General features: G+C 64.8%; 26 protein-coding genes. 14 read left to right on the top strand and 12 right to left on the bottom strand.

Annotation, left to right across the window (positions count from 1 at the left end):
- Positions 1–3: 3 nt before the first annotated feature.
- The gene (locus tag KIT53_RS09980; RefSeq protein WP_297751452.1) at positions 4–687 is read right to left on the bottom strand and encodes a DsbA family oxidoreductase; all 684 of its coding nucleotides are present in this window, start codon (positions 685–687) and stop codon (positions 4–6) included.
- A 94-nt stretch (positions 688–781) separates the two neighbouring features.
- Between KIT53_RS09980 and aroE the strand changes: the two genes are divergently transcribed.
- Together aroE and aroQ are read left to right on the top strand one after the other, a co-directional pair.
- A complete protein-coding gene (aroE, locus tag KIT53_RS09975) occupies positions 782–1,606 on the top strand; it encodes a shikimate dehydrogenase (protein ID WP_297751448.1) in 825 nt (274 codons plus the stop codon).
- Between the two features lie 45 nt (positions 1,607–1,651).
- On the top strand, positions 1,652–2,119 hold the full coding sequence (gene aroQ / locus KIT53_RS09970; RefSeq protein WP_297751445.1) for a type II 3-dehydroquinate dehydratase: 468 nt from the start codon (positions 1,652–1,654) through the stop codon (positions 2,117–2,119).
- A 484-nt stretch (positions 2,120–2,603) separates the two neighbouring features.
- Here the strand turns inward: aroQ and KIT53_RS09965 are convergent, their stop codons facing one another.
- The 8 genes from KIT53_RS09965 to aroC all read right to left on the bottom strand — a co-directional run bounded on the left by KIT53_RS09965 (position 2,604) and on the right by aroC (position 9,210).
- Positions 2,604–3,458 (bottom strand): hypothetical protein, encoded by an 855-nt coding sequence (locus KIT53_RS09965; protein WP_297751442.1) that lies wholly within the window; start codon positions 3,456–3,458, stop codon positions 2,604–2,606.
- Between the two features lie 164 nt (positions 3,459–3,622).
- Positions 3,623–4,180, bottom strand: a complete 558-nt coding sequence (locus tag KIT53_RS09960; protein WP_297751438.1) for a hypothetical protein — start codon at positions 4,178–4,180, stop codon at positions 3,623–3,625.
- Positions 4,181–4,624: 444 nt separating this feature from the next.
- Positions 4,625–5,011, bottom strand: a complete 387-nt coding sequence (locus KIT53_RS09955; protein ID WP_297751435.1) for a hypothetical protein — start codon at positions 5,009–5,011, stop codon at positions 4,625–4,627.
- A 248-nt stretch (positions 5,012–5,259) separates the two neighbouring features.
- Positions 5,260–5,622 carry a hypothetical protein gene (locus KIT53_RS09950; RefSeq protein WP_297751432.1) on the bottom strand — a complete coding sequence of 121 codons (363 nt, stop codon included), beginning with the start codon at positions 5,620–5,622 and terminating at the stop codon, positions 5,260–5,262.
- Positions 5,623–5,686: 64 nt separating this feature from the next.
- The gene (locus tag KIT53_RS09945; RefSeq protein WP_297751429.1) at positions 5,687–5,887 is read right to left on the bottom strand and encodes a hypothetical protein; all 201 of its coding nucleotides are present in this window, start codon (positions 5,885–5,887) and stop codon (positions 5,687–5,689) included.
- Positions 5,888–6,093: 206 nt separating this feature from the next.
- Entirely contained in the window at positions 6,094–6,360 is a 267-nt protein-coding gene (locus KIT53_RS09940; RefSeq protein ID WP_297751426.1) for a hypothetical protein, read from the bottom strand.
- 125 nt (positions 6,361–6,485) lie between these two features.
- Complete coding sequence (locus tag KIT53_RS09935; RefSeq protein WP_297751423.1) at positions 6,486–7,682, bottom strand: MFS transporter; 1,197 nt, start codon at positions 7,680–7,682, stop codon at positions 6,486–6,488.
- 427 nt (positions 7,683–8,109) lie between these two features.
- Entirely contained in the window at positions 8,110–9,210 is a 1,101-nt protein-coding gene (aroC, locus tag KIT53_RS09930) for a chorismate synthase (protein WP_297751420.1), read from the bottom strand.
- A gap of 166 nt (positions 9,211–9,376) precedes the next feature.
- Between aroC and KIT53_RS09925 the strand changes: the two genes are divergently transcribed.
- Positions 9,377–9,799, top strand: a complete 423-nt coding sequence (locus KIT53_RS09925) for a cupin domain-containing protein (protein ID WP_297751417.1) — start codon at positions 9,377–9,379, stop codon at positions 9,797–9,799.
- Between the two features lie 48 nt (positions 9,800–9,847).
- Here the strand turns inward: KIT53_RS09925 and KIT53_RS09920 are convergent, their stop codons facing one another.
- Entirely contained in the window at positions 9,848–10,504 is a 657-nt protein-coding gene (locus KIT53_RS09920; protein ID WP_297751414.1) for a glutathione S-transferase, read from the bottom strand.
- Positions 10,505–10,643: 139 nt separating this feature from the next.
- Between KIT53_RS09920 and phaZ the strand changes: the two genes are divergently transcribed.
- Positions 10,644–11,855, top strand: a complete 1,212-nt coding sequence (phaZ, locus tag KIT53_RS09915; protein WP_297751411.1) for a polyhydroxyalkanoate depolymerase — start codon at positions 10,644–10,646, stop codon at positions 11,853–11,855.
- Positions 11,856–11,870: 15 nt separating this feature from the next.
- Here the strand turns inward: phaZ and KIT53_RS09910 are convergent, their stop codons facing one another.
- Complete coding sequence (locus KIT53_RS09910) at positions 11,871–12,338, bottom strand: CBS domain-containing protein (RefSeq protein ID WP_297751406.1); 468 nt, start codon at positions 12,336–12,338, stop codon at positions 11,871–11,873.
- A gap of 206 nt (positions 12,339–12,544) precedes the next feature.
- Here KIT53_RS09910 and KIT53_RS09905 point away from each other — a divergent pair, with 206 nt between their 5' ends.
- The 3 genes from KIT53_RS09905 to KIT53_RS09895 all read left to right on the top strand — a co-directional run bounded on the left by KIT53_RS09905 (position 12,545) and on the right by KIT53_RS09895 (position 16,107).
- Positions 12,545–13,852, top strand: a complete 1,308-nt coding sequence (locus KIT53_RS09905; RefSeq protein WP_297751403.1) for an O-acetylhomoserine aminocarboxypropyltransferase — start codon at positions 12,545–12,547, stop codon at positions 13,850–13,852.
- A gap of 153 nt (positions 13,853–14,005) precedes the next feature.
- The gene (locus tag KIT53_RS09900; RefSeq protein ID WP_297751400.1) at positions 14,006–14,824 is read left to right on the top strand and encodes an alpha/beta hydrolase; all 819 of its coding nucleotides are present in this window, start codon (positions 14,006–14,008) and stop codon (positions 14,822–14,824) included.
- Positions 14,821–16,107 (top strand): cytochrome P450, encoded by a 1,287-nt coding sequence (locus KIT53_RS09895; protein WP_297751398.1) that lies wholly within the window; start codon positions 14,821–14,823, stop codon positions 16,105–16,107. The genes KIT53_RS09900 and KIT53_RS09895 overlap by 4 nt, the downstream gene beginning before the upstream one ends.
- A 13-nt stretch (positions 16,108–16,120) precedes the next feature.
- Here the strand turns inward: KIT53_RS09895 and KIT53_RS09890 are convergent, their stop codons facing one another.
- Entirely contained in the window at positions 16,121–17,350 is a 1,230-nt protein-coding gene (locus KIT53_RS09890; protein ID WP_297751395.1) for a YihY family inner membrane protein, read from the bottom strand.
- Between the two features lie 37 nt (positions 17,351–17,387).
- Between KIT53_RS09890 and KIT53_RS09885 the strand changes: the two genes are divergently transcribed.
- The 7 genes from KIT53_RS09885 (at position 17,388) to KIT53_RS09855 (ending at position 23,802) form a co-directional block, all read left to right on the top strand.
- A complete protein-coding gene (locus KIT53_RS09885; RefSeq protein ID WP_297751392.1) occupies positions 17,388–17,816 on the top strand; it encodes a DUF2069 domain-containing protein in 429 nt (142 codons plus the stop codon).
- Positions 17,813–19,255 (top strand): FAD-binding oxidoreductase, encoded by a 1,443-nt coding sequence (locus KIT53_RS09880; protein ID WP_297751388.1) that lies wholly within the window; start codon positions 17,813–17,815, stop codon positions 19,253–19,255. The genes KIT53_RS09885 and KIT53_RS09880 overlap by 4 nt, the downstream gene beginning before the upstream one ends.
- Positions 19,252–20,193, top strand: a complete 942-nt coding sequence (locus KIT53_RS09875; RefSeq protein WP_297751386.1) for a transglycosylase SLT domain-containing protein — start codon at positions 19,252–19,254, stop codon at positions 20,191–20,193. The genes KIT53_RS09880 and KIT53_RS09875 overlap by 4 nt, the downstream gene beginning before the upstream one ends.
- Entirely contained in the window at positions 20,190–21,011 is an 822-nt protein-coding gene (locus KIT53_RS09870) for a thymidylate synthase (RefSeq protein ID WP_297751383.1), read from the top strand. Before KIT53_RS09875 ends, KIT53_RS09870 begins: the two co-directional genes overlap by 4 nt.
- Positions 21,008–21,508, top strand: coding sequence for a dihydrofolate reductase (locus tag KIT53_RS09865; RefSeq protein ID WP_297751380.1), 501 nt, complete (start codon positions 21,008–21,010; stop codon positions 21,506–21,508). Before KIT53_RS09870 ends, KIT53_RS09865 begins: the two co-directional genes overlap by 4 nt.
- Positions 21,505–22,686 (top strand): iron-containing alcohol dehydrogenase, encoded by a 1,182-nt coding sequence (locus tag KIT53_RS09860; RefSeq protein WP_297751377.1) that lies wholly within the window; start codon positions 21,505–21,507, stop codon positions 22,684–22,686. Before KIT53_RS09865 ends, KIT53_RS09860 begins: the two co-directional genes overlap by 4 nt.
- A gap of 174 nt (positions 22,687–22,860) precedes the next feature.
- Entirely contained in the window at positions 22,861–23,802 is a 942-nt protein-coding gene (locus KIT53_RS09855; protein ID WP_297751374.1) for a site-specific integrase, read from the top strand.
- Positions 23,803–23,929 lie beyond the last annotated feature (127 nt).

Genomic DNA, 23,929 nt, shown 5'->3' with positions numbered 1-23,929 from the left:
GCCTCAGGAAGACGCCGCCGCCGCGCCGCCGGCGATCTGGCGCAAGGCCTGCTCGAACACATCGGCCGGCTGACCGCCGGAGATCAGATGCCGGTCGTTGATGATCACGGCGGGCACGGAATGAATGCCATGGCCGGTGTAAAAGGCCTCGCGCTCGCGCACGGCCTGGGCGAACTCGTCGCTGGCCAGTATCTGCGCGGCACGCGCCTCGTCGAGCCCGACCTCCCGCACACAGGCCAGCAGCACACCGTGGTGCCCCATGGCTTCGGAGCGGGTATGGCAGGCGGCCATCAGGGCTTTCTTCAGCGCATGCTGCTGGCCCGCTGCGCCTTCTTCGTCGGCCCAGTGCAGCAGCCGGTGTGCGTCGAAGGTGTTCCAGATGCGGCCGCGACCCTCGGGGTTGAATGCAAACCCCACTTCGGCGCCGCGCGCGCGGATGGTGTTGCGGATCTGCGCCTGCTGCTCTGGCGTGGAACCGTACTTCTCCCTCAAATGCTCGCCGATGTCCTGCCCCTGCGGCCCCATGCGGGGATTGAGTTCGAAGGGCTGGAAATGCAGGTCCGCGGCCACTTCGCCGTCCAGCCGGCGCAGGGCCTCCTCCAACGCGCCCAGGCCCACGGCGCACCAGGGGCAGGACACGTCGGACACGAAATCGATCTTCAGGGAAGCAGGGGTAGGTGGGTTCATGGCCCACATGGTAGGCAGGCGCGCTTGACCGTGGCCGTATCAGGGCCTCTGCATCCGCTTAAGCGACAATCGGTCCTTTCGTTGAACCATCACCATGACCGACCGCTACGCCCTCATCGGCCACCCCATCGGCCACAGCAAGTCCCCCCTGATCCACGGCCTCTTCGCCAAGGCCACCAGCCAGGATCTCACCTACACCGCCATCGAAGCCCCCCTGGACGGGTTCCTCGACACCCTCAACCGCTTTCGCTCCGAAGGCGGACGCGGCAGCAACGTCACCCTGCCCTTCAAGCTGCAGGCGTTCGAGATCGCCACCGACCCCAGTGAAACGGCCCGCCTGGCCGGCGCGGCCAACACCCTCAAGTTCGGCCCCGGCGAGCGCATCTTCGCGGACAACACCGACGGCTCCGGCCTGGTCAACGACATCCAGCGCAACCAGGGTTTCACGCTGGCCGGCAAGCGCGTGCTGCTGCTGGGCGCTGGCGGTGCCACGCGCGGCGCCATCCTGCCCATTGCCCAACAACGCCCGGCCCTGCTCGCCGTGGCCAACCGCACCGCCGACAAGGCCCATGCCCTGCGCCAGGCCTTCGCCGCCCATGTCACGCTGCAAACCGGTGGCCTGGACGAACTCAGCGGCGAGGCCTTCGACGTGGTCATCAACGCCACCTCCACCGGCCTCACGCAGACGGCGTTGCCGCTGCCCGACAGCGTCTTCGCCCCCGGTGCCCTGGCCTACGACATGGTGTATGGCAAAGGCCTCACGCCCTTCCTGCGCCAGGCGCGCACCGCAGGCGCAGGCACCCTGGCCGATGGCGTGGGCATGCTGGTGGAACAGGCCGCCGAGGCCTTCACGCTCTGGCGCGGCGTGCGCCCGGACACCCGTGCCGTCATCCAGCAGCTCACCGTGCCGCTGGTCTGAACCCGCCGCCAGGTACCCCTACAGAGACAGAGAAGGAGCTTCCACATGCCCACCACCATCCTGCTGCTCAACGGCCCCAACCTCAACCTGCTCGGCACCCGGGAACCCGCGGTCTACGGCGCCACCACACTGGCGGACGTAGAGAACGAATCCCGCGCCCACGCCCAAAAACTGGGTTTCGAGCTGGAAGCCTTCCAGAGCAACCATGAAGGCGCGCTGATCGACAAGATCCATGATGCCGGCCGACGCTTCAAGGCAGGTGAACTCATGGGCGTCCTGTTCAATGCCGGCGCCTACACCCACACCTCGGTCGCACTGCACGACGCCATTGCCGGCGTCAAACCCCTGCCAGTGATCGAAGTGCACATCTCCAATGTGCACGCCCGAGAGACCTTTCGCCACCACTCCTATATCTCGCCGGTGGCGGCGGGCATCGTGGTCGGCTTCGGCACCGACGGCTACCTGCTGGGCATCGAAGGACTCGCCCGCAAGGCAGCGGCAGGCAAGTCCTGAAGCCAGAAAAGCCCACGGGGCTACCTAAACTGTCTGGAGCTGGCCAAAGGGCCGAAGCCCTCGCACACAGATCCCCCCGTAGGGCAAGCTCGGGATGATCGGGGAAAAGCCCTTCGACAGGCTCAGGGCGAACGGGACGAGGAAATCCGCCCGGCCAGGTAGGCTCCCTCCACTCGGACTGAGCACCACCATGCCGTTCGAACTGAGCCATTCCCGTTCGGGCCGAGTCCCTCCCCCATTCGGGCTGAGTCCCTCCCCCGTTCGGGCTGAGTCCCTCCCCCGTTCGGGCTGAGTCCCTCCTCCGTTCGGGCTGAGTCCCTCCTCCGTTCGGGCTGAGTCCCTCCTCCGTTCGGACTGAGTCCCTCCTCCGTTCGGGCTGAGCCTGTCGAAGCCCTCACCCACACCTCACCCACCCAAACACCCCACCCACCCCCTCATATCAACACCCACCCCACCCCCTTCTGCACCTGCACCAGGTAGTCCGTCAGGCTGCTGTGGCCGTAGTTGTTGAACTCGATCCCACCCTGGCGAACGCCGCCTCCCCATCCCGGGCGTCAACCACGCCATCGCGGTTGCTGTCCAGCTCGGCCAGCGCATGAAAGCCGTGGGCCGCCCGACTGCCGTCGGCCAGCTTCGTGTGGTTGCCAAACAGCTCGGCACCGCTGTCAATCCGGCCGTTGCCATTGAGGTCCCGCACCAGCAGGCCATCCCCCTTGCCCACCCAACCGCTGCGTTCGGCAAACCCCGTGTTGTCCAGATCAAAGAACAAACCCGGGCCGGTTTCTCCGCGCGCCGTCGTGCCCACCACGCCGTCTCCGTTCAGGTCCAGGATGATCGGGGAGGACTGGGATTGGGCCAGGTTGAAGAAGTCGCGGAGTTTTGCCACCAGCCCATTTAAATCGAACCCAAAGTAATTCTTTAATTCACCCCAAATATCCGGAGCTATTTCTTGATATCTATCAATAACCTCAGGAAGGCGATTGATCAAATCCCGCAACGAGGGGCTACTAAGCGAGCCGGCCTCTCCTTGGCTTGGCGATGCTCCTTCGACATGATTATTCATCTCTCGCCAGTACCGCGCTTGGTTTAATTCAGCCTGTGCGGCTGGTGAGGCGGGATCAAACCAACCATAGACCCCATAATCGGGCTTCGGTGGATAACCGTACCATTGTCCATCAGCTTCGTTGTATGTATACCCATTAATTTTATTGGGATCCATATAGCCGCCAGCATTGCTTGAGTTCAAAGATGATGTTGCACCCACGACCCTTCCGCCGATGGAGTCAACTGCAGCACTGTTTACACCAAGCTTTATTAGAAATTTTGTAAATTTAGACATTTACCGCCCCAAAAATAAGTATCGAGACAATGATGAAGATCAAGAAAAAAAAGAAGCCAAAAATCTCATATCCACTATCAGACAAATGGCATTTCCAACCGGTGATCGATCGCAACCCCCAGCACAGACCTCGGCCGATCATCTGAAAAATTAGCTCCAAGAAATCAAGCCCCATATCTACTCGACCTTTTTGACAATTTGCCTAGCAAACCAAAGGAAATAGCACCACCACTCGAAATAAACACATACAACAAAAACGAAACGAACGCGCCCTCTCCCAACCTCGTGGAAAACAGCGATCTAAACAACCCCTCACTCAAGGCATACCCCCCTCCAATCAAAACCAGCATGCCGACGGAAAAGGCGCACACTCCCCCAATAAACCCTGAAAGAAAATGAGAATATATAAGTTGCCGAATTTCATGGGCAGGCCTATTCAAGTTACCGAAGAAAATGGGAGGATGGCAAGCCTGCAACCACAACAATTCTCCCCGCATCGGATGTGCCAAGGCGGCCCCCTCTTTCACTTCACAGTACTTCGTACTTCGCTGAAAAATCACAAACCAATGCCAGCCCAAAGCTATCGAAAAGCATCCACCCAGAATGATCCCCAACGGCACCCAAGAAATATAATCATCGACTGAGAAAAATAGCCCTCCTATAAGCGCCAAGAACAACAGAATCGCCACGCCAATATTGATAAAAATCTTCATCTTTTTCATGCCCAAAAACTCGATAGAGTCAATCAAAAATCAAGGCCAAAGGGACGCCACTCAGGACACAAAAGAGTTCCATTCATTAAATACATCACGCCAATAGACCTCCACATTTATCACCATTCAACAGAAAGAATGGATTTCCCAACCTTTGAATCCATTACAGACATCCATGTCGACGATGATTCAAGCATATCCAACCCCCATAATATAAATAACACAACAAGCACAAAGATAAACAAGAGCAGTCCGGCCACTACATAGCCGCTGTGCCCAAGATCTTTCACAGGAACCCTCAAAAATCGAAGGATCAGCCATGCGCCTTTTCCAAAGAAGTAAAAGACTATGTCGACCAAAATAGTTAGAAATGCATCCACATTAAATATCCCATTACCTTTCTTTTTTGACCATTACGATACAAAATCGGCAGGAATGGCCTTCGGTCATCTGTTAATCAAAAAATCCAGTCGATAGAGTCATGCCCCACTGCACAAGCCAAGATTTTGGTATTTGCAAACAGCTCACCAACCAACCTTCACTTCTTTGATTCAACACAATCAAAGACATACCAGGAAAAGTCTCTTGCCAAGTTGCAGCACAAATTAAACCAATCGCATCATTCAATAAAACGAGAGCAAGAGCCACACCAATCAAAGCCACACCGACAGAGACGCCCCAAATCCAATAAACACACCATGCCAATCGATATCCACATCGACCATAATCTGGCAGGTCAAAAAAATAGACAGGTCTTTTAAGCTTCAAGAGCAGCGCAACATACCCAAGCATTGCCACAAAAAATGCAACAATAGCAACCAGAAATAGCAAGACAGCCATCCACATATTTGCACAGACCCCTACGACATAACCACAGCAATTCGAACCAAGCTTTCGATGCCATGCGCTTGCAGATTCGCATCGTCATTCAAGCGCCTCAGAAAGAGGGAATTTATTTACGGATGAACAACACAGCGCCACGAACCCTGGTTCGTTCCGATCGAAATGCGGCACCAAGCGACTGGTCCGCGACAGTAACTACGGATAGGGGTACACGCGCTGCAGACTGAGGGAGAAGTCGAGCCCGCTCAGGCTGCAGTCGGCCCCACCACGCGATGGCGGCACAGGCGCTGCGCCATGCGTCTCTTCCTCGTTGCTGTTGTTCGGCTCCCATCACGTGCCATGGCCTGGTGCAGGCTCGGCAGATTGCCCATGCCCGCCAAGTCCGGCAACGCAGCGATCTCCTCGCTCACCGGCACGGGGTTCAGGTCCACCGTCTGCCCCAGATCCACCGCAAACCACACGTCGTTCATCGCCCGCGTGCTGCCATCTGCCGCCACATAGCTGCCCGTCTGCCGGTGCTGGCTGCCCTGCGCGTCCAGCGCCGTGCCGCTGCCGTGCTCCGTGTACGCCACGTTCAGCCTGAGCACCCCTGCCTGCGCCAGCGTCATCAGTTCGCCCGCGTCGGTCTGGCCGTCTCTATTGCGGCACTGTCGTCTATCCGGCCATCTTCAATCACCCAACAAGTACCCGCTTCAACATTTCAAAAATGGCAAAAGCGATGGCAACCAGAAGAAGCAAGTAAATAAAACCTGCTCGCACCTCTTGCGCAGTCACGGGTCGTTTGTAAAAAAAACGCTCCAACACGTAGCTCATCATTCCAAAGCACGCTGTAGCCGTCACGACAACGACTACAAAGATTTCAAAAGAAGACATGCGTTACTCAATAAAGGTCCAGAGGAGTTTTGCGCAACGGGCATGATTCCGCATTGCGTTGACCTGAACTGGAGATCTCCCCATGGGACAACATGGCGCCAGAATTCCCTGTGCTCTCCGTTCAAATGGAAGCATCTGCCTCGCCTCCGACCGGCTGAGCCGCGAAGACCGGTGCATGCCATGCGGAGGCGCATACCGCCCTCGTCTCACCCCGCCGCGCTGCCCCTGATGAGCGCCAGCCCCAGCGCACAGAGGATCCCGACCGCCAGATAGGCTCGGGTGCAACGGTGGAGTTTCTGGGCGTCGTGGTCGCCCTTGAAGGCGAGTTCCAGAAGAAAGCCATTGCTCTTGTCGAAGCCCACGCGCTTGAGCAGGCGCCATTTCATGGGCAGCAGCCACGCGATGCCGGCCACGGACCAGACCAGCAGGGCGATGAGCAGTACGAGGTGGATGGGGGGCAGGCTGTTGTGCATCACGGTCGTCCTTCCTTCCCGCCCGAGGCGAGCGCCGAGCGGTCGGGGGGAATCGTGGCCCCGCGCGATGGGGTTGGGCGTGCAGCTTGACGAGAGTGGGCGTTGCCGCCACCAGTCACGCCTGTTCAGGCACGAATGGTTTCGCGGGCTGGCCGCGGCGGCGGCAGTGTGCGCATGCGGATGGCGCACAGGCAGGCGGCCAGTGCACAACATGCCGACAGCCAGAATACGCTGGCCAGGCCGAAGGCCGCGCTGATGACGCCGCCGACCAGGCCGCCGGTCACGCCGGGCAGGCCGTAGCCGAGCACGCTGTAGAGTGCCTGGCCCCGCCCGCGCAGGCGGCCCGGGAAATACTGGGTGATGAGGGCGATGCACACGGTGTGGTGCGCGGCAAAGGTAATGGCGTGCAGGGTCTGGGCCAGCAGCAACAGGGGCCAGACCAGGGGCAGGCCGGCGGTAAGGCCCATGCGCAGGGCCATGAGGGCGGCGGCCAGCACCAGCCAGGCGGGCAAGGACAGCAGCGGCAGCCAGCGCCCCTGGGTGAAGAACCAACCGATCTCAATCACCACCGAAACGGCCCAGAAGAGACCGATGGCGGCCTTGCTGTAGCCCAGGGCGTCGAGGTAGAGGGAGAAGAAGATGTAGATGAAGATGTGCGCGAGCACATGGAAGAACATGGCGGCGAAGAACCAGCGCACGGCGGGTTGGCGCAGCACGGGAGCGATGCGGGGGCGCGGTTCGCCGCCGGGGTGCGGCGGTTCGCGCAGGTCCGGCAGCAGCCAGGTGCTCAAGGCCACGGCGGCCAGCGTGCCCGTGGCCCATAGGGGGAAGTCGCGCAGGCCAAAGCGTTCAAACCACAGGCCGGCGGCCAGCACGGTGACCAGGAAACCGAGCGACCCCCAGAGCCGCACGCGGCCGTAGCGCCGGGGGTCGAAGCTGCCTTCGCGGCTGACGAGATGGGCCAGCGCGGCTTCGCTCATGGGCATCATGCCGCTGGTGTGGCTGAACATGAGCAGCAGCACCACGAACAGCAGCACCGGGCCGATGGACTGGAACCACAGCCCGAGCGAGAGCAGCAGCGCGGCGCTGGCGCCGTAGCGCAGCAGGCGCACGCGCTCGCCGCTGCGGTCGCTCAGGGAACCCCAGACGTAGGGCGCGAAGAGCCGCGTGGCGGACTGCACCGAGGTCAGCACGCTGATGGCGATGAGACCGAACCCGAGGCCTTTGAGCCAGAGCGGGAGGTAGGGGTTGAAAAAGCCGATGTGCGCGAAGTAGCTCGCGCTGAGCCAGGAGAAGGCGAGCAGGTGCCTGTTCTGGCTCACGGTGCTCTCCGTCTCTGGTGCGTCGTCAGGTCACCGTTCGGCCTGGGCTTCCGCTGGTACGCGCTGGACTTGCATCCGTGTGTGTTGGGCCTATATCCGCTCCCATTGGGTCGATATCCATTTCCATTGGGTCTGCATCCGTTCGCGTTGAGCGTATGTCCGTTCGCGTTGAGCTTGTCGAAACGCGCGTGCGTGGTTGGTGAGGACTTCGACAAGCTCAGTCCGAACGGATCGGAGCTCCATTCGAACGGACCAGGGTTTGCTCCGAACGGGCCAGGACTCGCTCCGAACCGGCCAGGACTTACTCCGAAGCAGCCAGGACCGACCCGGGACCGACGAGGACGCGCTATGAACGGATCAGGGCTCGCTCCAAAAGGCTGCGGACTCTGCTCAATCTGGCGAGCGCTCGGTTCGAGCAGGTGTCCGTTCACGTGCGCGACTTGGCCGCGATGTCGGGGGTGGGCAGTTTCACGTCGCCACATTGGGCGCGGTGGCGCAGGGCATGGTCCATGACCACCAGGGCGAGCAGGGCTTCGGCGATGGGGGTGGCGCGGATGCCGACGCAGGGGTCGTGACGGCCCTTGGTGACGACCTCGGTGGGCTGGCCGGAAGTGTCTATGGTTTCGCGCGGTACCAGGATGGAGCTGGTGGGTTTGATGGCGATGGAGACTTCCAGGTCCTGCCCGGTGCTGATGCCTCCCAGCACGCCCCCGGCGTTGTTGCCCTTGAAGCCCTCGGGCGTGAGGCTGTCGCCGTGCATGCTGCCCAGGTGCCCGGCGCTGTCGAATCCGGCGCCGATTTCCACGCCTTTGACGGCGTTGATGCCGAGCATGGCGTACGCGATGTCGGCGTCGAGCCGGTCGTACAGCGGCTGGCCCAGGCCCACGGGCATGCCTTGTGCGGTCACGCGCAGGCGCGCGCCGCAGGAGTCGCCGCTCTTGCGCAGTTCGCTCATGTAGGCCTCGATCTCGGAGACATCGGCCACAGGGGCGAAGAAGGGGTTGTTGGGGACGTGGTCCCAGCTTTCAAAGGGAATGCCGATCTCGCCGATCTGCGTCATGTGGCCGCGGAAGGTCGTGCCGTAGCGTTCCTTGAGCCATTTCCTGGCGACTGCGCCGGCGGCCACGGTGGGTGCGGTCAGGCGTGCGGAGCTGCGGCCGCCACCGCGCGGGTCGCGGATGCCGTATTTCTGCCAGTAGGTGTAGTCGGCATGGCCGGGGCGGAAGGTCTGCAGGATGTTGCCGTAGTCCTTGCTGCGCTGGTCGGTGTTGCGGATCAGCAGGGCGATGGGCGTGCCGGTGGTCCGGCCCTCGTAGACGCCGCTGAGGATCTCCACCGTGTCGGGCTCGTTGCGCTGGGTGACGAACTTGCTGGTGCCGGGTCGGCGGCGGTCCAGGTCGCCCTGGATGTCGGCCTCGCTGAGTGCCATGCCCGGCGGGCAGCCATCGATGACGCAGCCGATGGCCGGGCCGTGGGACTCACCAAAGTTGGTGACGCAAAACAGGGTGCCGAAGGTGTTGCCGCTCATGGGACCCGATTATCCCCGAGGCCTGCTGGTGCGCCGGTGAGCCAGTCTGGTGCACGCACCAGCCGCTTTCATGCCCCGCCGGGCCGAAGTGACACGGGAACATTTCGTGCTTCGTGCTGCACCGCAGCAGATTTGTGGCTGTGAATCCCCAGAAAGGAGCGCTTCCATGCTCGACAGAACCTCCACGCTGTTCTCCCACGTCAAGGCCGATGAAGGCGAGTACAAGGGCGGTGGCCTGCGCGATTTCTTCCTGTACCGCGACCTGGGCATCGCCGAGGCCACGCACGGCAAGGTGATCGCGCATTTGGTCAAGGCCAATATGCCGCCCGACGGCGGTACCGGCTGGCACCGCCACGAGGCGGACTTCCAGATCGTGATCATGGTCAAGGGCTGGGCCAAGTTCATGTACGAGGACCAGGTCACCCTGGTGCAGGCCGGCGACTGCGTGCACCAGCGCCCTGGCATCCGCCACTACCTGTTCGACTACTCGCCCGACATGGAGTACCTGGAGATCGTCTCCCCCGCCGACTTCAAGACCGTGGACGTGGACCCGGTCTGCGACATTCCGCCGCCCACGCCCTGGAAATAGCGCTGCGCACGCCCTGCCCGCCCGCCCAGAAGGCGCGGCGGGGGTGAGTCAAAACTCGGCGTCGAGCTCGTCAATGTCGTCCGGCTCGGCCTCGGCAGCGGCCACCCATTCCTTCATGGCGGGCAGCGCCATGATGGTGTCGCAGTAGGCCACGCTGGCTTCGGAGATCTCCACCTCGTAGGTGATGAAGCGCGTGACCACCGGGGCGAACATGGCGTCGGCCATGCAGGGTTTCTCACCAAAGAGGTACGGGCCGCCGTAGGTATCCAGGCACTCGGTCCAGATGGCCTCGACGCGGTCGATGTCGGTGCGCGCGCGGGACCACAGCTTGAAGCCGGGAAACGAGGCCTTGATGTTCATGGGCAGCGAGGAGCGCATGGCCGAGAAGCCCGAGTGCATCTCGCCGCAGATGGCGCGGCAGTGGGCGCGCGCGGCCCGGTCGGCGGGCAGCAGGCCGGCCTTGGGCTTGATCTCGTTGAGGTACTCGCCGATGGCCAGCGTGTCCCAGACGTGGATGCCGTCGTGCTCCAGCGCGGGTACGCGCATGGAGGCGGAGAGCAGCAGCATCTCGGCCTTCATGGCCGGGTCGTCGGGTGGGATCACATGCTCGACGAAGTCCAGCTTGGCCAGCCGCGCCATCAGCCAGCCGCGCAGGGCCCAGGCGCCGTAGTTCTTGCTGCTGATGGTCAGTACCGCTTTGGCCATGGTGGGTTGCTCCTCTGGGAACCACGTCACAGCAAGGCCTGTGCCAACTCGGTGCTGGTGGTGCGCACCTCACCGGTGCGGACGAGGGTTGGCCCGCAACTTGCCTGCACCGAGGGCACGTTCCCACCAGGACAACACCATGATGTATCAGGCCTACCAGCTCCAATCCGACCTGGTCTCGCCCCTGCGCATGAGCGCCCAGCACCTGAGTGCGGCGCTCTGGCTCAAGAACACCGAAGGTTCGCTGCTGCGCAAGATGTCCGCCGCGTGCGACGTGATCTCCCGCATGCGGCTCACGCACACGCGCCCCCCCTACAACATCCGGCAGGTGATGGTGGGCGAGCAGGCGATCCCCGTGACCGAGGAGGTGGTGCTGACGCTGCCCTTCGGCACGCTGCTGCGCTTCCGCAAGGAAGGGGTAGAGCCCCAGCCCAAGGTGCTGCTGGTGGCACCGCTGTCTGGCCACTTCGCGACGCTGCTGCGCGAGACCGCGCGCACGCTGTTGCAGGACCACGATGTCTACATCACCGACTGGCACAACGCGCGCGATGTCTCGCTGCGCCACGGCGCCTTTGGCCTGGACGACTACATCACCTACATGATCCGCTTCACCGAAGCGGTGGGAACCGGCGCGCACATGGTGGCGGTCTGCCAACCCTGCGTGGCCGCGCTGGCGGCCACGGCCGTCATGGCGGAAGACGACAACCCGGCCCAGCCGCGCAGTCTCACGCTGATGGCGGGCCCGGTGGACTGCCGCGTCAACCCCACCGAGGTGAACCGGCTGGCCACCAGCAAACCCATCGACTGGTTCGAGAAGAACCTCATCAGCCACGTGCCGCTGCCGCACGCGGGCTTCATGCGCCGCGTGTACCCAGGCTTCGTGCAGCTCACCGCCTTCATGAGCATGAACCCGGACCGGCACAAGCAGTCCTTCCGCAACATCTACGACCACCTGCTGGCCGGCCGCACCGAAGAGGCTGGCGTGATCCAGGACTTTTACGAGGAATACCTGGCGGTCAACGACCTGCCCGCCGAGTTCTACCTGGAAACGGTGGAAAAGGTGTTCCAGACCTACGACCTGCCACGCGGCGTGCTCACCTGGAACGGCCGCACCGTCAACCCCGCCGCCATCCGCCGCACCGCGCTCATGACCGTGGAAGGCGAGCGCGACGACATCTGCTCCATCGGCCAGACCGTGGCCGCGCAGGACCTGTGCAGCAGCGTGCGGCCTTACATGAAGACGCACCACGTGCAGACCGGCGTGGGCCACTACGGCGTGTTCAGCGGGCGCAAGTGGAACCAGCAGATCTACCCGCGCGTGCGGGAGATGATCCACTCTGCGACGGAGTGAGCGGCCCCGGCCTGCTCAGGGGAAATTGGGCTCGCTCTTGCCCGTCTCTTCCTCAGGCCAGTCGCGGATGTAGGCCTTGAGCATCTTGTTCTCGAAGTTCTGGCTGTCCACCACGGCCTTGGCCACGTCGTAGAAGCTGATCACGCCCATCAGCATCTTGTTGTCCATGACCGGCATGTAGCGGGTGTGCCTCTCCAGCATCATGGGGCGGACCTGGTCCAGCTCGGTCTCCGGGGTGCAGCTCATGGGGTGGTCGTCCATCACGGTGCGCACCGTCTTGCCGCCAAGCTGGCCACCGTTGCGTGCGAGGGTGTGGATGATCTCGCGGAAGGTGAGCATGCCCACGAGGTCGCCATGGTCCATCACGGCCAGGGACCCGATGTCGAACTGCGCCATGGTCTCCACGGCCTGCTCCAGGGACTCTTCCGGCTGGATGGTGTAGAGCGTGCCGCCCTTGACGCGCAGGATGTCGCTGACTTTCATGACCGTTCTCCTCGGCTTGCCTTGATCTCTGTGTAGGGGTGTCTCCAGCGGGGCTGGCGTTCGTGCAATATAGCCCACAATCCCCGAATTCCCCACGCTGCGCCGCTGCGCGGGTCGCCCCTTCCAGGGGCCCGACCTGCCCTGGCACGGTCCGGTGGTGGGCCGCTTCCACCGTTTCCACATCCATTGCCCAGGAGACATTACCCATGCCCGGCTATGCTGACCCCGGCTTTGACACCCTGGCCCTGCACGCTGGCGCCGCGCCCGACCCGGCCACCGGTGCGCGCGCGGTGCCCATCCACCTCACTACCTCCTTCGTCTTCGAGTCCAGCGACCACGCGGCGGCGCTGTTCAACCTGGAGCGCGCGGGCCACGTCTACAGCCGCATCAGCAACCCGACCAACGCGGTGTTCGAGCAGCGCATGGCCGCACTCGAAGGCGGCATAGGTGCCATCGCCACCGCCAGCGGCCAGGCGGCGCTGCACCTGGCCGTGGCCACGCTGATGGGCGCGGGCTCGCACATCGTGGCCAGCACCGCGCTCTATGGCGGCAGCCAGAATCTGCTGCACTACACGCTGCGCCGCTTCGGCATCGAGACCACCTTCGTCAAGCCGGGCGACATCGACGGCTGGCGCGACGCGCTGCGGCCCAACACACGCCTGTTCTTTGGTGAAACGGTGGGCAACCCCGGCCTGGACGTGCTGGACATCCCCACCGTGAGCCAGATCGCCCACGAGGCCGGCGTGCCCCTGCTGGTGGACTCCACGCTGACCACGCCCTACCTGGTGCGGCCACTGGAGCTGGGCGCCGACATCGTCTACCACTCCGCCACCAAGTTCCTCAGCGGCCACGGCACCGTGATCGGCGGCGTGGTGGTGGATGGGGGCAGCTTCGACTGGGCCGCCTCGAGCCGCTTTCCGGAGCTCTCCGAGCCGTACGAAGGGTTCCACAACATGGTGTTCACTGAAGAGAGCACGGTGGGTGCGTTTCTGCTGCGCGCGCGGCGTGAGGGCCTGCGCGACTTTGGCGCCTGCATGAGCCCGCACAGCGCCTGGCTGATCCTGCAGGGCATCGAGACCCTTTCGCTGCGGATGGAACGGCACATGGGCAACACCGAGAAAGTGGTGCAGTTCCTGGCCAGCCACCCGCTGGTGAGCCGCGTGGGCCACCCGCTGCTGCCGGAGCACCCCAGCCACGCACTGGCGCAAAAGCTGCTGCGCTTCGGCGCCAGGGGCGCGGGCTCCGTCTTCAGCTTCGACATCAAAGGCTCACGCGCGCAAGGCAAAGCCTTCATCGAGGCGCTCAAGCTCTTCAGCCACCTCGCCAACGTGGGCGACTGTCGCTCGCTGGTGATCCACCCCGCTTCCACCACCCATTTCCGCATGAGCGACGAAGCACTGGCTGCCGGAGGCATCGGGCCGGGCACGATCCGCCTGTCGATCGGACTGGAGGACCCTGATGACCTGATCGACGATCTCAAGCGCGCGCTCAAAGCCGCAGAAAAGGCAGGCTAAGCCCCCGGTTCGTGGCGACTTCCCGGTTCGGACTGAGCCCCCTCCCGTTCGGGCTGAGCCCCCTCCCGTTCGGGCTGAGCCTGTCGAAGCCCCTCCCAACCACCCCAACCCGCCCCGATGGACAAGTTCAGGGGAACAGACGAAAGACCCGACATGGAACTCCTGGTCAACGGCGCAAAGACCTATTGCTACACCGGCGGCAAGCCTTTCGATGCCGGCAAGCCCACCGTGGTCTTCATCCACGGCGTGCTCAACGACCACAGCGTGTGGATCCTGCAGAGCCGCTACCTCGCGCACCACGGCTGGAACGTGCTGGCGCTGGACCTGCCTGGTCACTGCCGCAGCGAAGGCGAGGCGCCGGCTTCGGTGGAGGCCGCGGCCGATTTCATCGCCGCCCTGCTGGACGCGGCCGGCGTGCAGCGCGCCGCGCTGGTGGGCCACAGCTGGGGGTCGCTCATCGCGCTGGAAGCCGCCGCGCGCCTGGGCGAACGTGTGAGCCATCTGGTGCTCGTCGGCACGGCTGCGCCCATGAAGGTGTCGCCAGCGCTGATCGAGTCCTCGCTCAAGGAACCCGAAAAGGCGATCCAGATGATCAATGTGTTCTCCCGCAGCACGCTGGCCGCTCCGCCATCCGCGCTGGGCCCGGGCACCTGGGTGCATGGCGCCAACGTGGCGCTCAACCGCCGCGTGCTGCGCAGCAACCCCAAGGTCAACGTCTTCCACCGGGGCTTCGTGGCCTGCGACAACTATGCGGGTGGCGAGGCGGCCATCGCGCGCATCACCTGCCCGGTGCTGTTCGTGCTCGGGAACCAGGACCAGATGACGCCCCCGAAGGCCGCACAGGCCCTGGTGCAAGCAGCCCGCGCGGCAGGCCGGCAGGTGCAGGTGGCCAGCCTGCCCGTGGGCCACCACCAGATGAACGAGACGCCCGACGCCATGCTGGCGGCACTGCGCGATTTCCTGCGGCCATGAACCTCACGGACATCACCCCAGCCATGGCGCCAGACCGCGCGCAGGAGATCGCGCGCGGCTTCGATCTGCGTGCCCTGCCGCCCGACTTCCTGGCCAACCCCTACCCGGTGTACGCCGCCCTGCGCGCCAGCGAGCCCGTGCGCCGCATGCCCGATGGTTCCCTCTTTCTCACGCGTTGCGCCGACCTCATGGCGGTCTACCGCGACGCAGCGGCCTTCAGTTCGGACAAGCAGGTGGAGTTCGCGCCCAAGTACGGTCGCGGTTCGCCACTGTTCGAGCACCACACCACCAGCCTGGTGTTCAATGACCCGCCGCTGCACACCCGGGTGCGCCGGCTCATCATGGGTGCGCTCACCCGGCGCGCCATCGACGAGATGGAGCCCGGCCTGGTGACGCTGGTGGACGGGCTGCTCGACCGCATTGAGGCCCGAGGCGGTGGCGACCTGATCGAGGACTTCGCCTCCGCGATCCCGGTGGAAATCATCGGCAACCTGCTGGACGTGCCACACACCGAGCGTGGCCCGCTGCGCGCCTGGTCGCTGGCCATCCTGGGCGCGCTGGAACCCACGCTGACGCCACAGCAGCAGGCCCTGGGCAACCAGGCCGTCACCGACATGCTGGACTACCTGCGCACCCTGGTGGCCGCGCGCCGCCGCCAGCCGGGCGACCCGCAGCGCGATGTGCTCACGCGCCTCATCCTGGGCGAGGCCGGTGGCGAGCAACTCAGCGAAGCGGAGTTGCTGCAGAACTGCATCTTCCTGCTCAACGCGGGCCACGAGACCACCACCAACCTGATCGGCAACGGCCTGATCACGCTGCAGGAACACCCGCAGGCGCTCGCCGGCCTGCTCGCTTCCATGGCGCAGGCCGGCGGCGATGAGGCCGCGCAGGAAGCCATGCTCAGCCTCGCGGTCGACGAGTTCCTGCGCTTCGAATCGTCCAACCAACTGGGCAACCGCCGTGCCGTGAAGGACACGCGGATCGGCGAGGTGGCCGTGCCTGCCGGCACGCTGGTCACGCTGTGCATAGGCGCGGCCAACCGGGATCCGGCGCAGTTCGCCCAACCCGAGGTGCTCGACCTCGCGCGCGAGGGCAACAAGCACCTGGCCTTCGGTTTTGGCATCCACCAGTGCGCCGGGCTGAGCCTGGCGCGTCTGGAGGGCCGCGTCGCCATCGGCCGCTTCCTGCGGCGCTTCCCACGCTACCGACTGACGCAGGTGCCCGTGAGGGGCGGGCGGGCGCGCTTCCGGGGGTTCCTGCGGGCGGATTTCGCGGTGGAATGAGGGGCCGATCGCCTCAGGTTCCCAAGGCCTGCGCCACAGTCATCCGGCCCCAGTGGCTCTCGAACCAGAAGCGTTCGGTATGGGGCTGCTGGGCGAGGAGCAGGCGCTCCACCAGCGGGGCCACCGGCGTGACCGAGGGGTCCACCAGCAGCACGTAGCGTTCGACGTCCTCATCCAGCCGCCCCAGCCAGTCCAGCGCCACCAGGGCCGCCACCGGTTCCTCCAGTTGCAGCGGATCGACCCGCAGCACCTGGGCCAGGCCTTGCAGGCTCAGGCCTTTGAAGTCGGTGTCGCGCGCGGCCTTGAGCTGCGCCAGCAGTTCCAGCGCAAGCTGGAAGTTCCAGCCCGGCGTGTCGCCGCGGCGCGCAATGCCGGAGAGCAGGCTGGGCAGGTAGGCCGCGACCACGGCGCCGAGCAGCACGATCACCCAGGCCACGTAGATCCACACCAGCAGGATGGGCACGGTGGCGAAGGTGCCGTAGACCACCGAATACGTGGGCACCTGGGCCAGGTAGAACGCCAGCACCTTCTTGGCCACCTCCAGCGCAGTGGCCACGAACAGCGCCCCCAGCAACGCATGGCTCCAGCGCACGCGCGTGTTGGGCACATACCGGTAGAGCGCGGCGATGCCACCCACCAGCAGCAGGAACTGCAGGGATTCGAGCAGCAGCCGCACCCCGCCGGGCAGCGAGGCGATCACGCCGCGCGAGGCGCTGACCACCACCGAGGTCACGGTCAGGCTGCCCGCCAGCAGCAGCGGGCCCAGCGTGAGCACGGCCCAGTACACGAGGATGCGCTGCGTCAGCGGCCGGGCCTGGCGCACGCGCCAGATGTCGTTGAGCTTGCGGTCGATGGTAAGAATGAGCGCGAGCGCGGTCACCAGCAGCACCAGGGCGCCGGCCCAGCCCATCTGCCCGGCCTTGCCAGCGAACTGGTTGAGGTAGATGAGCACCTGCTTGGCGATGTCCGGCGGCACCAGGCTCTGCACCAGCCAGCGCTGCAGCGTGATCTGCAGGCGCTCGAACATGGGGAAGGCGCTGAAGACGGCCAGTGCCACCGTGAACAGGGGCACCAGCGAGATGGTGGTGGTAAAGGTCAGGCTGCTGGCGGTGATGCCCAGGCGGTCTTCCCGGAAGCGTTCGCGCAGCGTGATGGCCGTGTTGGCCCACGGAAATTTCAGCGCGTCGCGCCACAGCGCGCGCGCCAGGGTCTCGATGGCCCGCAGGCGCTCGGTCAGGGTCATCCCGGTATCATGCCACCTGCCCCGCGAGCCCCCTGCCATGTCTCAGCCGTCCTCTGCCGCCGCCCTCCCCTCCGCCTCCGTCCCCGCATCGCCAGCCGTGCGCTTCACCCGCTGGCTGGCCGTGGGCAGCCTGCTGGGCCTGATCGCGCTGGGCCTGGCCTGGGAACTCTGGCTGGCACCGCTGCGCGAGGGAGGTTCCTGGTGGGCGCTGAAGGTGCTGCCACTGACCGTGCCGCTGGCCGGCCTGCTGAAGAACCGCATGTACACCTACCGCTGGGTGAGCCTGCTGGTCTGGCTGTATTTCGCCGAGGGCGTGGTGCGCGCCACCAGCGGTGAGAGCGGCATGTCCACGCTGCTGGCGAGCCTGCAGGTGCTGCTGTGCATCGCGCTGTTCACGGCCTGCGCCCTGCATGTGCGCATGCGCCTGCGCGCCGCCGCCAACCTGCCGCCTGCTGTCCAGCCATGAGCCACGCCCCACACGCCGAACTGCTCGCTGCGTTGCGCGCGGCCCTGGGGGACGCCCACGTGCTCACGCACGACGACCCCGGCGCCGACCTTGCCGCCTGGGAACAGGACTGGCGCAAACGCGCGCGCGGCCGGGCGCTGGCGGTGGCTCGCCCGGGCAGTACCGCCGAAGTGGCCGCCGTGGTGAAGGCCTGCGCGGCAGCGGGCGTGTCCATCGTGCCGCAGGGCGGCAACACCGGCCTGGTGGTTGGCTCGGTACCCGACGACAGCGGCACGCAGGTCGTGTTGAGCCTGACCCGCATGAACGCGGTGCGTGGCATCGACGCGGCCAACCTGACCATGACGGTGGAGGCCGGCTGCGTGTTGCAGAACCTGCAGGACGCGGCCGAACAGGCAGGCTTCCTGCTGCCCCTGAGCCTGGCGGCCGAGGGCAGTTGCACCATCGGCGGCAACCTTGCCACCAATGCCGGCGGCACGCAGGTGGTGCGCTATGGCAACGCACGTGAACTCTGCCTGGGCCTGGAGGTGGTGACCGCGCAGGGCGAGGTCTGGCACGGCCTGAGCGGCCTGCGCAAGGACAACACCGGCTACGACCTGCGCGACCTGTTCATTGGCAGCGAAGGCACGCTGGGCGTGATCACCGCCGCCACGCTCAAGCTGTACCCGCTGCCGGCCGCACAGCTTACCGCCTGGGCCGCCGTGCCCGGCCTGCAGGCGGCAGTGGATCTGCTGGGACTGGCGCACCGGCAGTTGGGCGCGGGCCTCACCGGCTTCGAGGTCATGGGCCAGTTCGCGCTCAGCCTGGTGGACAAGCATTTCCCCCAACTGCGCACGCCGCTGTGGCGGGAAAGCCCGTACTGCGTCCTGCTGGAGAACAGCGACAGCGAGTCCGAAACGCACGCGCGCGATCAGTTCGAGCGCCTGCTGGAGACCGCCTTTGCCCAGGGCCTGGTGAGCGACGCGGTGGTGGCCGAGAGCCTGGCGCAGGCACGCGGGCTCTGGCATGTGCGCGAGAGCATTCCGCTGGCCCAGGCCGAGGAAGGCCTGAACATCAAGCACGACATCAGCATCCCGGTCTCCACGATCCCGGCCTTCTGCGCCGAGACGGACGCCCTGCTGGAGCGCGAAGTGCCGGGCGTGCGGCTGGTGAATTTTGGCCACCTCGGCGACGGCAACCTGCACTACAACGTGCAGGCTCCCGAAGGCGGAGATGCCAAAAAATTCCTGCTGGAGCAGGAGAGCCGGGTGAACGGTCTGGTTTTCGACGCGGTGGCGCGCTACCATGGTTCGATCAGCGCCGAGCACGGTGTGGGCAGCCTCAAGGCCGCCCACCTGCCGCACTACAAGGACCCGGTCGCCCTGGCGCTGATGCGCGCCATCAAGCAGGCGCTGGACCCTGACCAGGTGATGAACCCCGGACGCGTTCTCCACACGCCATGACACTGCTCGCACGCATTTCCACGACCGGCTGGCTGCTGGCGCTTGCCCTGTTCTGCAACGGCACGGCGCAGGCGGCGGTGGACGCCGCCCAGCGCCAGACCTGGCGCGAGCAGGCCCAGGCGCTGGAACACGGCGAGGGTGTCAAGCGCGACGTGGACGCCGCCATCCGGCTGTACTGCCAGGCCGCGCTGGCTGGCGATGCGGTCGCCGCCTACAACCTGGGCTGGCTCTACGCCAATGGCCGTGGCACGCAGCGCAACGATGGCTATGCCGCCCACTGGTTCGCACGCGCCGCCCTGCTGGGCGACACGCATGCCGAAGCCATGTTCCAGCGCCTCGGGACGCCCGCCGACAAACCCGAATGCGTTCTTCAGGCCGAGCGGGTGGAACAGCAGAAAGTGGAGCAGGAGCGGCAGGCCGCGCAGCAGGCGGCCGACATGGAGGCCATCACCACCCGCTACCGCGAGCTGGTGAACACGCCCGAGCGCCAGCGCATCATGAAGATCGTCTACAAGCTCGCGCCGCAGTTCGGCATCCAGCCGGGGCTGGCGTTCGCCGTGATCCGCGCAGAGTCCAACTTCGACGTCCACGCGCTCTCCGACAAGAACGCGCAGGGTCTGATGCAGCTCATCCCGGAGACCGCAGCGCGCTTCCGGGTGAACAAGCCTTTCGATGCGGAGCAGAACATCCGCGGCGGCCTCTCCTACCTGCAGTGGCTGCTGGCCTACTTTCAGGGCAATGTGCCGCTGGTACTGGCGGCCTACAATGCAGGCGAAGGCACGGTGGAGCGCTACCGTGGCGTGCCGCCCTTTCCTGAAACACAGGGGTACATTCGGCGCATCAGGGAGATTTTTGCCCTGCAGCAACACCCTTTCGACGAACGCATCACGCCGCCCTCGCCCGTGATCAACGGCACCCAGACCAGCCAACGCCCATGAGCCAGCCGCAACAGCGCACCATCCGCTCCCAGTACGAAGACTTCATGCGCCACGTGTTCACGCACGGGGTGGAAAAAACCGACCGCACCGGCACCGGCACCACCAGCGTGTTCGGCCACCAGATGCGCTTCGACCTCAACGAGGGCTTCCCGCTGGTGACCACCAAGAAGGTGTTCACCAAGGCCATCATCGTGGAACTGCTCTGGTTCCTGCGTGGTGACTCCAATGTGAAGTGGCTGCAGGAACGCGGCTGCACCATCTGGGACGAGTGGGCGCGAGAGGACGGCGATCTCGGCCCGGTGTACGGCGTGCAGTGGCGCAGCTGGCCTACGCCGGAAGGCGGCCACATCGACCAGATCGCCGAGGTTGTCCGCCAGCTCAAGACCAACCCGGATTCGCGACGCATCATCGTGAGCGCCTGGAACGTGGCCGACCTGAACAAGATGGCGCTGATGCCCTGTCACGCCTTCTTCCAGTTCTATGTCGCCGAAGGCAAGCTCAGTTGCCAGCTCTACCAGCGCAGCGCCGACATCTTTCTGGGCGTGCCCTTCAACATCGCCAGCTATGCGCTGCTGACCCACATGCTCGCGCAACAGTGCGATCTGCAGGTCGGTGAGTTCATATGGACCGGCGGCGACTGCCACATCTACAGCAACCACCAGGAGCAGGTGGCGCTGCAGCTCTCGCGCGCGCCACACCCCTACCCCACGCTGCGCATCAAGCGCCGACCGCCGTCGATCTTCGACTACGGGCTCGACGACTTCGAGATCCTGGACTACCAGCATCACCCAGCGATCAAGGCACCGGTGGCCGTGTGAGTGGGCCGCGCCTGCACCTCATCTACGCGCGCGCAGCCAATGGCGTGATCGGGCGCGACAACCAACTGCCCTGGCACCTGCCTGAGGACCTGGCCCACTTCAAGCGCACCACGCTGGGCAGCCCGGTCATCATGGGCCGCAAGACCTGGGACTCGCTGCCGCCGCGATTTCGCCCGCTGCCCGGGCGCCTCAACATCGTGGTCACCCGCGACCCGCAATGGCAGGCCCAGGGAGCACTGCGCGCGGGTTCGCTGGAGCAGGCACTGGCGCACTGCCCGGCCGGTGCCGATGCCTGGGTGATCGGTGGTGCGCAGATCTACGCGGCCGCGGTACCGCTGGCCAGCAGCGCGGTAGTGACCGAGATCGCGCAGGACTTCGAGGGGGATGCGCATGCGCCGGAACTCGGGCCCGAATGGCAAGAAACCGCGCGCGAAACCCACACGTCCGCTGCGGGCCTGCCGTTCGCCTTCGTCACCTACACCCGCACGCCTCCATGAGCCTGGAGCCTGGCCGCGCGGTCCATGCGCAATCCGCCACCGAACGCATCTATGTGGGCGAACCGGTCGCAACGGCACTGACCCACGAACTCGAGAGCACCGGACGGCGCCGCGCCTTCATCGTCTGCAGCCGCACACTGGCCACGGCCACGCCCGCGGTCGCAGCCTTGCAGCAGGCGCTGGGTGAGCGCCATGTGGGCACCTTCCACGAAGTGCCGCCGCACAGCTCGCGCGCGGCCGTCCTGGCCGTTGCCGCCCAGGCCCGCGCTGCGGGTGCGGATGCGCTGGTGGCCATCGGTGGCGGCTCCATCATCGACACCACCAAAGTGGTCGCACTGTGCCTGAAGCATGGCTTGACCACGCACGAAGGCATGGATGCCTACCGTGTGCAGGTCGATCCGCAAGGACAGCGCCTGCCACCGGCCTTTGAAGGGCCGGATGTGCCGGTCATCGCCGTGCCCACCACACTGTCGGGCGCCGAGTTCTACGAGACCGGCGGCATCACCAACGAACGCGAATGCCGCAAGCAGAGTTTCGGCCACCGGCGGATGGTGCCGCGCGCGATCATCCTAGATCCCGCCATCACCCTGCACACGCCGCATTGGCTGTGGATCTCCACTGGCGTGCGTGCCATCGACCACGCGGTCGAGACCCTGGGTTCGCTGCGCTCCAACGCCTACGGCGATGCGCTCGCCGAAAGTGCGCTGCGCACACTGGTCGAGGCCCTGCCGCGCAGCCACGTACAACCGCACGATCTGGCCGCACGCGGGCGTTGCATGACCGCCACCTGGCAATCCATGACGCCGCTGGCCGCCGGCATCCCCATGGGCATCAGCCACGCCACCGGCCACGTGCTGGGCGGCAGCTTCGGGGTCTCGCACGGACACACCTCCTGTGTGGTTGCCCCTTCCTCGCTGGCCTTCAACCAGGGCTTCAACGGCGAACGCCAGTTGCGCATCAGCGCATCGCTGGGCGACGCCCACGCCCCCGCGAGCGCGCTGCTGGACCGGCTGATCCGCAGCCTGGGCATGCCGCGCTCACTGGCCGAGGTGGGCTTCGATCGGCGGGACATCCCTCGCCTGGCCGAAGGCGTCATGCAAGACCGCTGGACCGCCACCAACCCCAGGCCCATCGAGAACGTACAACAGATGATCGCCTTTCTGGAAACCCTGCCATGAAGCTCGCCACCTGGAATGTCAATTGACATCCATCCACGACCAGTCACGTACAAAATCTCGAAAAAACTCAATTAAATTCAATAAGTTAGACAAGAACGACGTCTAGCGTGATCCAACAAAAATCAGCTACAGCGGAGCACATAGGCGGGTAACTCAGCGGGTAACATAGGTGGCATGGGAAAAGAGAACCTGCTCACCGACGTAAAAATCAAAAATGCCAAGCCGGGCGCCAAGCTCCGTGACGGAGGTGGCCTTCACCTCGTTGTTCGGCCCTCCGGAGAAAAGCTCTGGCAGTACCGCTTCAAACTGAGCGGCAAGGAGAACACGCACTCCATCGGCGTGTACGACAAGGATTCACTTCCGCTCAAGGAGGCACGCGCCCTCCGTGATGCCGCGCGGAAATTGGTCAAAGCGGGCAAGAACCCGAATGCAGAACGGCAGCGTATGCGGGAGGCCAACATCCTGGCCGAGAAGCTCAAGAAGGAGAGCTCCTTCCATGTCGCGTTCGAGCGCTGGATGGAGGTCACCGAAAAGGGCATTAGCGCCCCCACCGCCAGTCAGCGCAGACGCGAGATGCAACAGCACGCCAAGGTGGCGATGACACTTCTCATCCTCACCGCCGGTAGAAGAGGAGAGGTGACCGGCGCCTGTTGGAGTGAATTCGACTTTGATGAGGCCAAGTGGGAGGTTCCCAAGGAACGAATGAAGGAGCGCCTCCCCCATTGCGTCCCCCTGTCGCGCCAAGCTATCGCACTGCTTACCTCATGGAAGGCCATGGCTGCGGGGACCTCCCCTTTCGTCTTCCCAAACAGGCGCAGCGCACAGCGCCCAATGGCTCGCGGCTCCTTGAACGCACTGATGGGCCGCTTGGGGTTTCAAAGCAAGGGCACGCCTCACGGCCATCGGTCCACGTTCAGTACGCACTTCAACCAGCTCCAGGCCAACCCAGACGTGATCGAACGCTGTCTGGCCCACGTACACGGCAACAAGTCTCGCGCTACCTACAACCGCCACGAATATCTGGACGAGCGCCGCCAGATGCTGCAGGACTGGGCCGATCATCTCGACCGGCTTCGCCTGTCAGGCACAACCCAGACCAACGAGACATCTCTGTAAGTCGACTTCAGGCACTAGGCTCGAACAGAGCCGCCTCGAACGCGGCCCAAGCCGCACGGCGCAACTCATGGGCCTCCAAGGCGAGCGCCTTGGAGGCCTTTGCCTTCTGGGCCATCGAATCCATCAG

Origin of the sequence: Hydrogenophaga sp. (assembly GCF_026125785.1) — a bacterium.
GTDB lineage: Bacteria > Pseudomonadota > Gammaproteobacteria > Burkholderiales > Burkholderiaceae_C > Hydrogenophaga.
This window is presented reverse-complemented; position numbering and strand designations above follow the sequence as displayed.

Excerpts from the sequence above, each read along its gene's own strand:
- KIT53_RS09945 (WP_297751429.1), bottom strand. The coding sequence starts at position 5,887 with ATGTCTTCTTTTGAAATCTTTGTAGTCGTTGTCGTGACGGCTACAGCG.
- KIT53_RS09900 (WP_297751400.1), top strand. The coding sequence starts at position 14,006 with ATGGAACTCCTGGTCAACGGCGCAAAGACCTATTGCTACACCGGCGGC.
- aroE (WP_297751448.1), top strand. The coding sequence starts at position 782 with ATGACCGACCGCTACGCCCTCATCGGCCACCCCATCGGCCACAGCAAG.
- phaZ (WP_297751411.1), top strand. The coding sequence starts at position 10,644 with ATGATGTATCAGGCCTACCAGCTCCAATCCGACCTGGTCTCGCCCCTG.
- KIT53_RS09940 (WP_297751426.1), bottom strand. The coding sequence starts at position 6,360 with ATGCACAACAGCCTGCCCCCCATCCACCTCGTACTGCTCATCGCCCTG.
- KIT53_RS09905 (WP_297751403.1), top strand. The coding sequence starts at position 12,545 with ATGCCCGGCTATGCTGACCCCGGCTTTGACACCCTGGCCCTGCACGCT.
- KIT53_RS09855 (WP_297751374.1), top strand. The coding sequence starts at position 22,861 with ATGGGAAAAGAGAACCTGCTCACCGACGTAAAAATCAAAAATGCCAAG.
- KIT53_RS09880 (WP_297751388.1), top strand. The coding sequence starts at position 17,813 with ATGAGCCACGCCCCACACGCCGAACTGCTCGCTGCGTTGCGCGCGGCC.
- aroC (WP_297751420.1), bottom strand. The coding sequence starts at position 9,210 with ATGAGCGGCAACACCTTCGGCACCCTGTTTTGCGTCACCAACTTTGGT.
- KIT53_RS09890 (WP_297751395.1), bottom strand. The coding sequence starts at position 17,350 with ATGACCCTGACCGAGCGCCTGCGGGCCATCGAGACCCTGGCGCGCGCG.
- KIT53_RS09955 (WP_297751435.1), bottom strand. The coding sequence starts at position 5,011 with ATGGCTGTCTTGCTATTTCTGGTTGCTATTGTTGCATTTTTTGTGGCA.
- KIT53_RS09950 (WP_297751432.1), bottom strand. The coding sequence starts at position 5,622 with ATGACGCTGGCGCAGGCAGGGGTGCTCAGGCTGAACGTGGCGTACACG.
- KIT53_RS09895 (WP_297751398.1), top strand. The coding sequence starts at position 14,821 with ATGAACCTCACGGACATCACCCCAGCCATGGCGCCAGACCGCGCGCAG.
- KIT53_RS09860 (WP_297751377.1), top strand. The coding sequence starts at position 21,505 with ATGAGCCTGGAGCCTGGCCGCGCGGTCCATGCGCAATCCGCCACCGAA.
- KIT53_RS09960 (WP_297751438.1), bottom strand. The coding sequence starts at position 4,180 with ATGAAAAAGATGAAGATTTTTATCAATATTGGCGTGGCGATTCTGTTG.
- KIT53_RS09925 (WP_297751417.1), top strand. The coding sequence starts at position 9,377 with ATGCTCGACAGAACCTCCACGCTGTTCTCCCACGTCAAGGCCGATGAA.
- KIT53_RS09910 (WP_297751406.1), bottom strand. The coding sequence starts at position 12,338 with ATGAAAGTCAGCGACATCCTGCGCGTCAAGGGCGGCACGCTCTACACC.
- KIT53_RS09870 (WP_297751383.1), top strand. The coding sequence starts at position 20,190 with ATGAGCCAGCCGCAACAGCGCACCATCCGCTCCCAGTACGAAGACTTC.
- KIT53_RS09885 (WP_297751392.1), top strand. The coding sequence starts at position 17,388 with ATGTCTCAGCCGTCCTCTGCCGCCGCCCTCCCCTCCGCCTCCGTCCCC.
- KIT53_RS09965 (WP_297751442.1), bottom strand. The coding sequence starts at position 3,458 with ATGTCTAAATTTACAAAATTTCTAATAAAGCTTGGTGTAAACAGTGCT.
- KIT53_RS09980 (WP_297751452.1), bottom strand. The coding sequence starts at position 687 with ATGAACCCACCTACCCCTGCTTCCCTGAAGATCGATTTCGTGTCCGAC.
- aroQ (WP_297751445.1), top strand. The coding sequence starts at position 1,652 with ATGCCCACCACCATCCTGCTGCTCAACGGCCCCAACCTCAACCTGCTC.
- KIT53_RS09920 (WP_297751414.1), bottom strand. The coding sequence starts at position 10,504 with ATGGCCAAAGCGGTACTGACCATCAGCAGCAAGAACTACGGCGCCTGG.
- KIT53_RS09875 (WP_297751386.1), top strand. The coding sequence starts at position 19,252 with ATGACACTGCTCGCACGCATTTCCACGACCGGCTGGCTGCTGGCGCTT.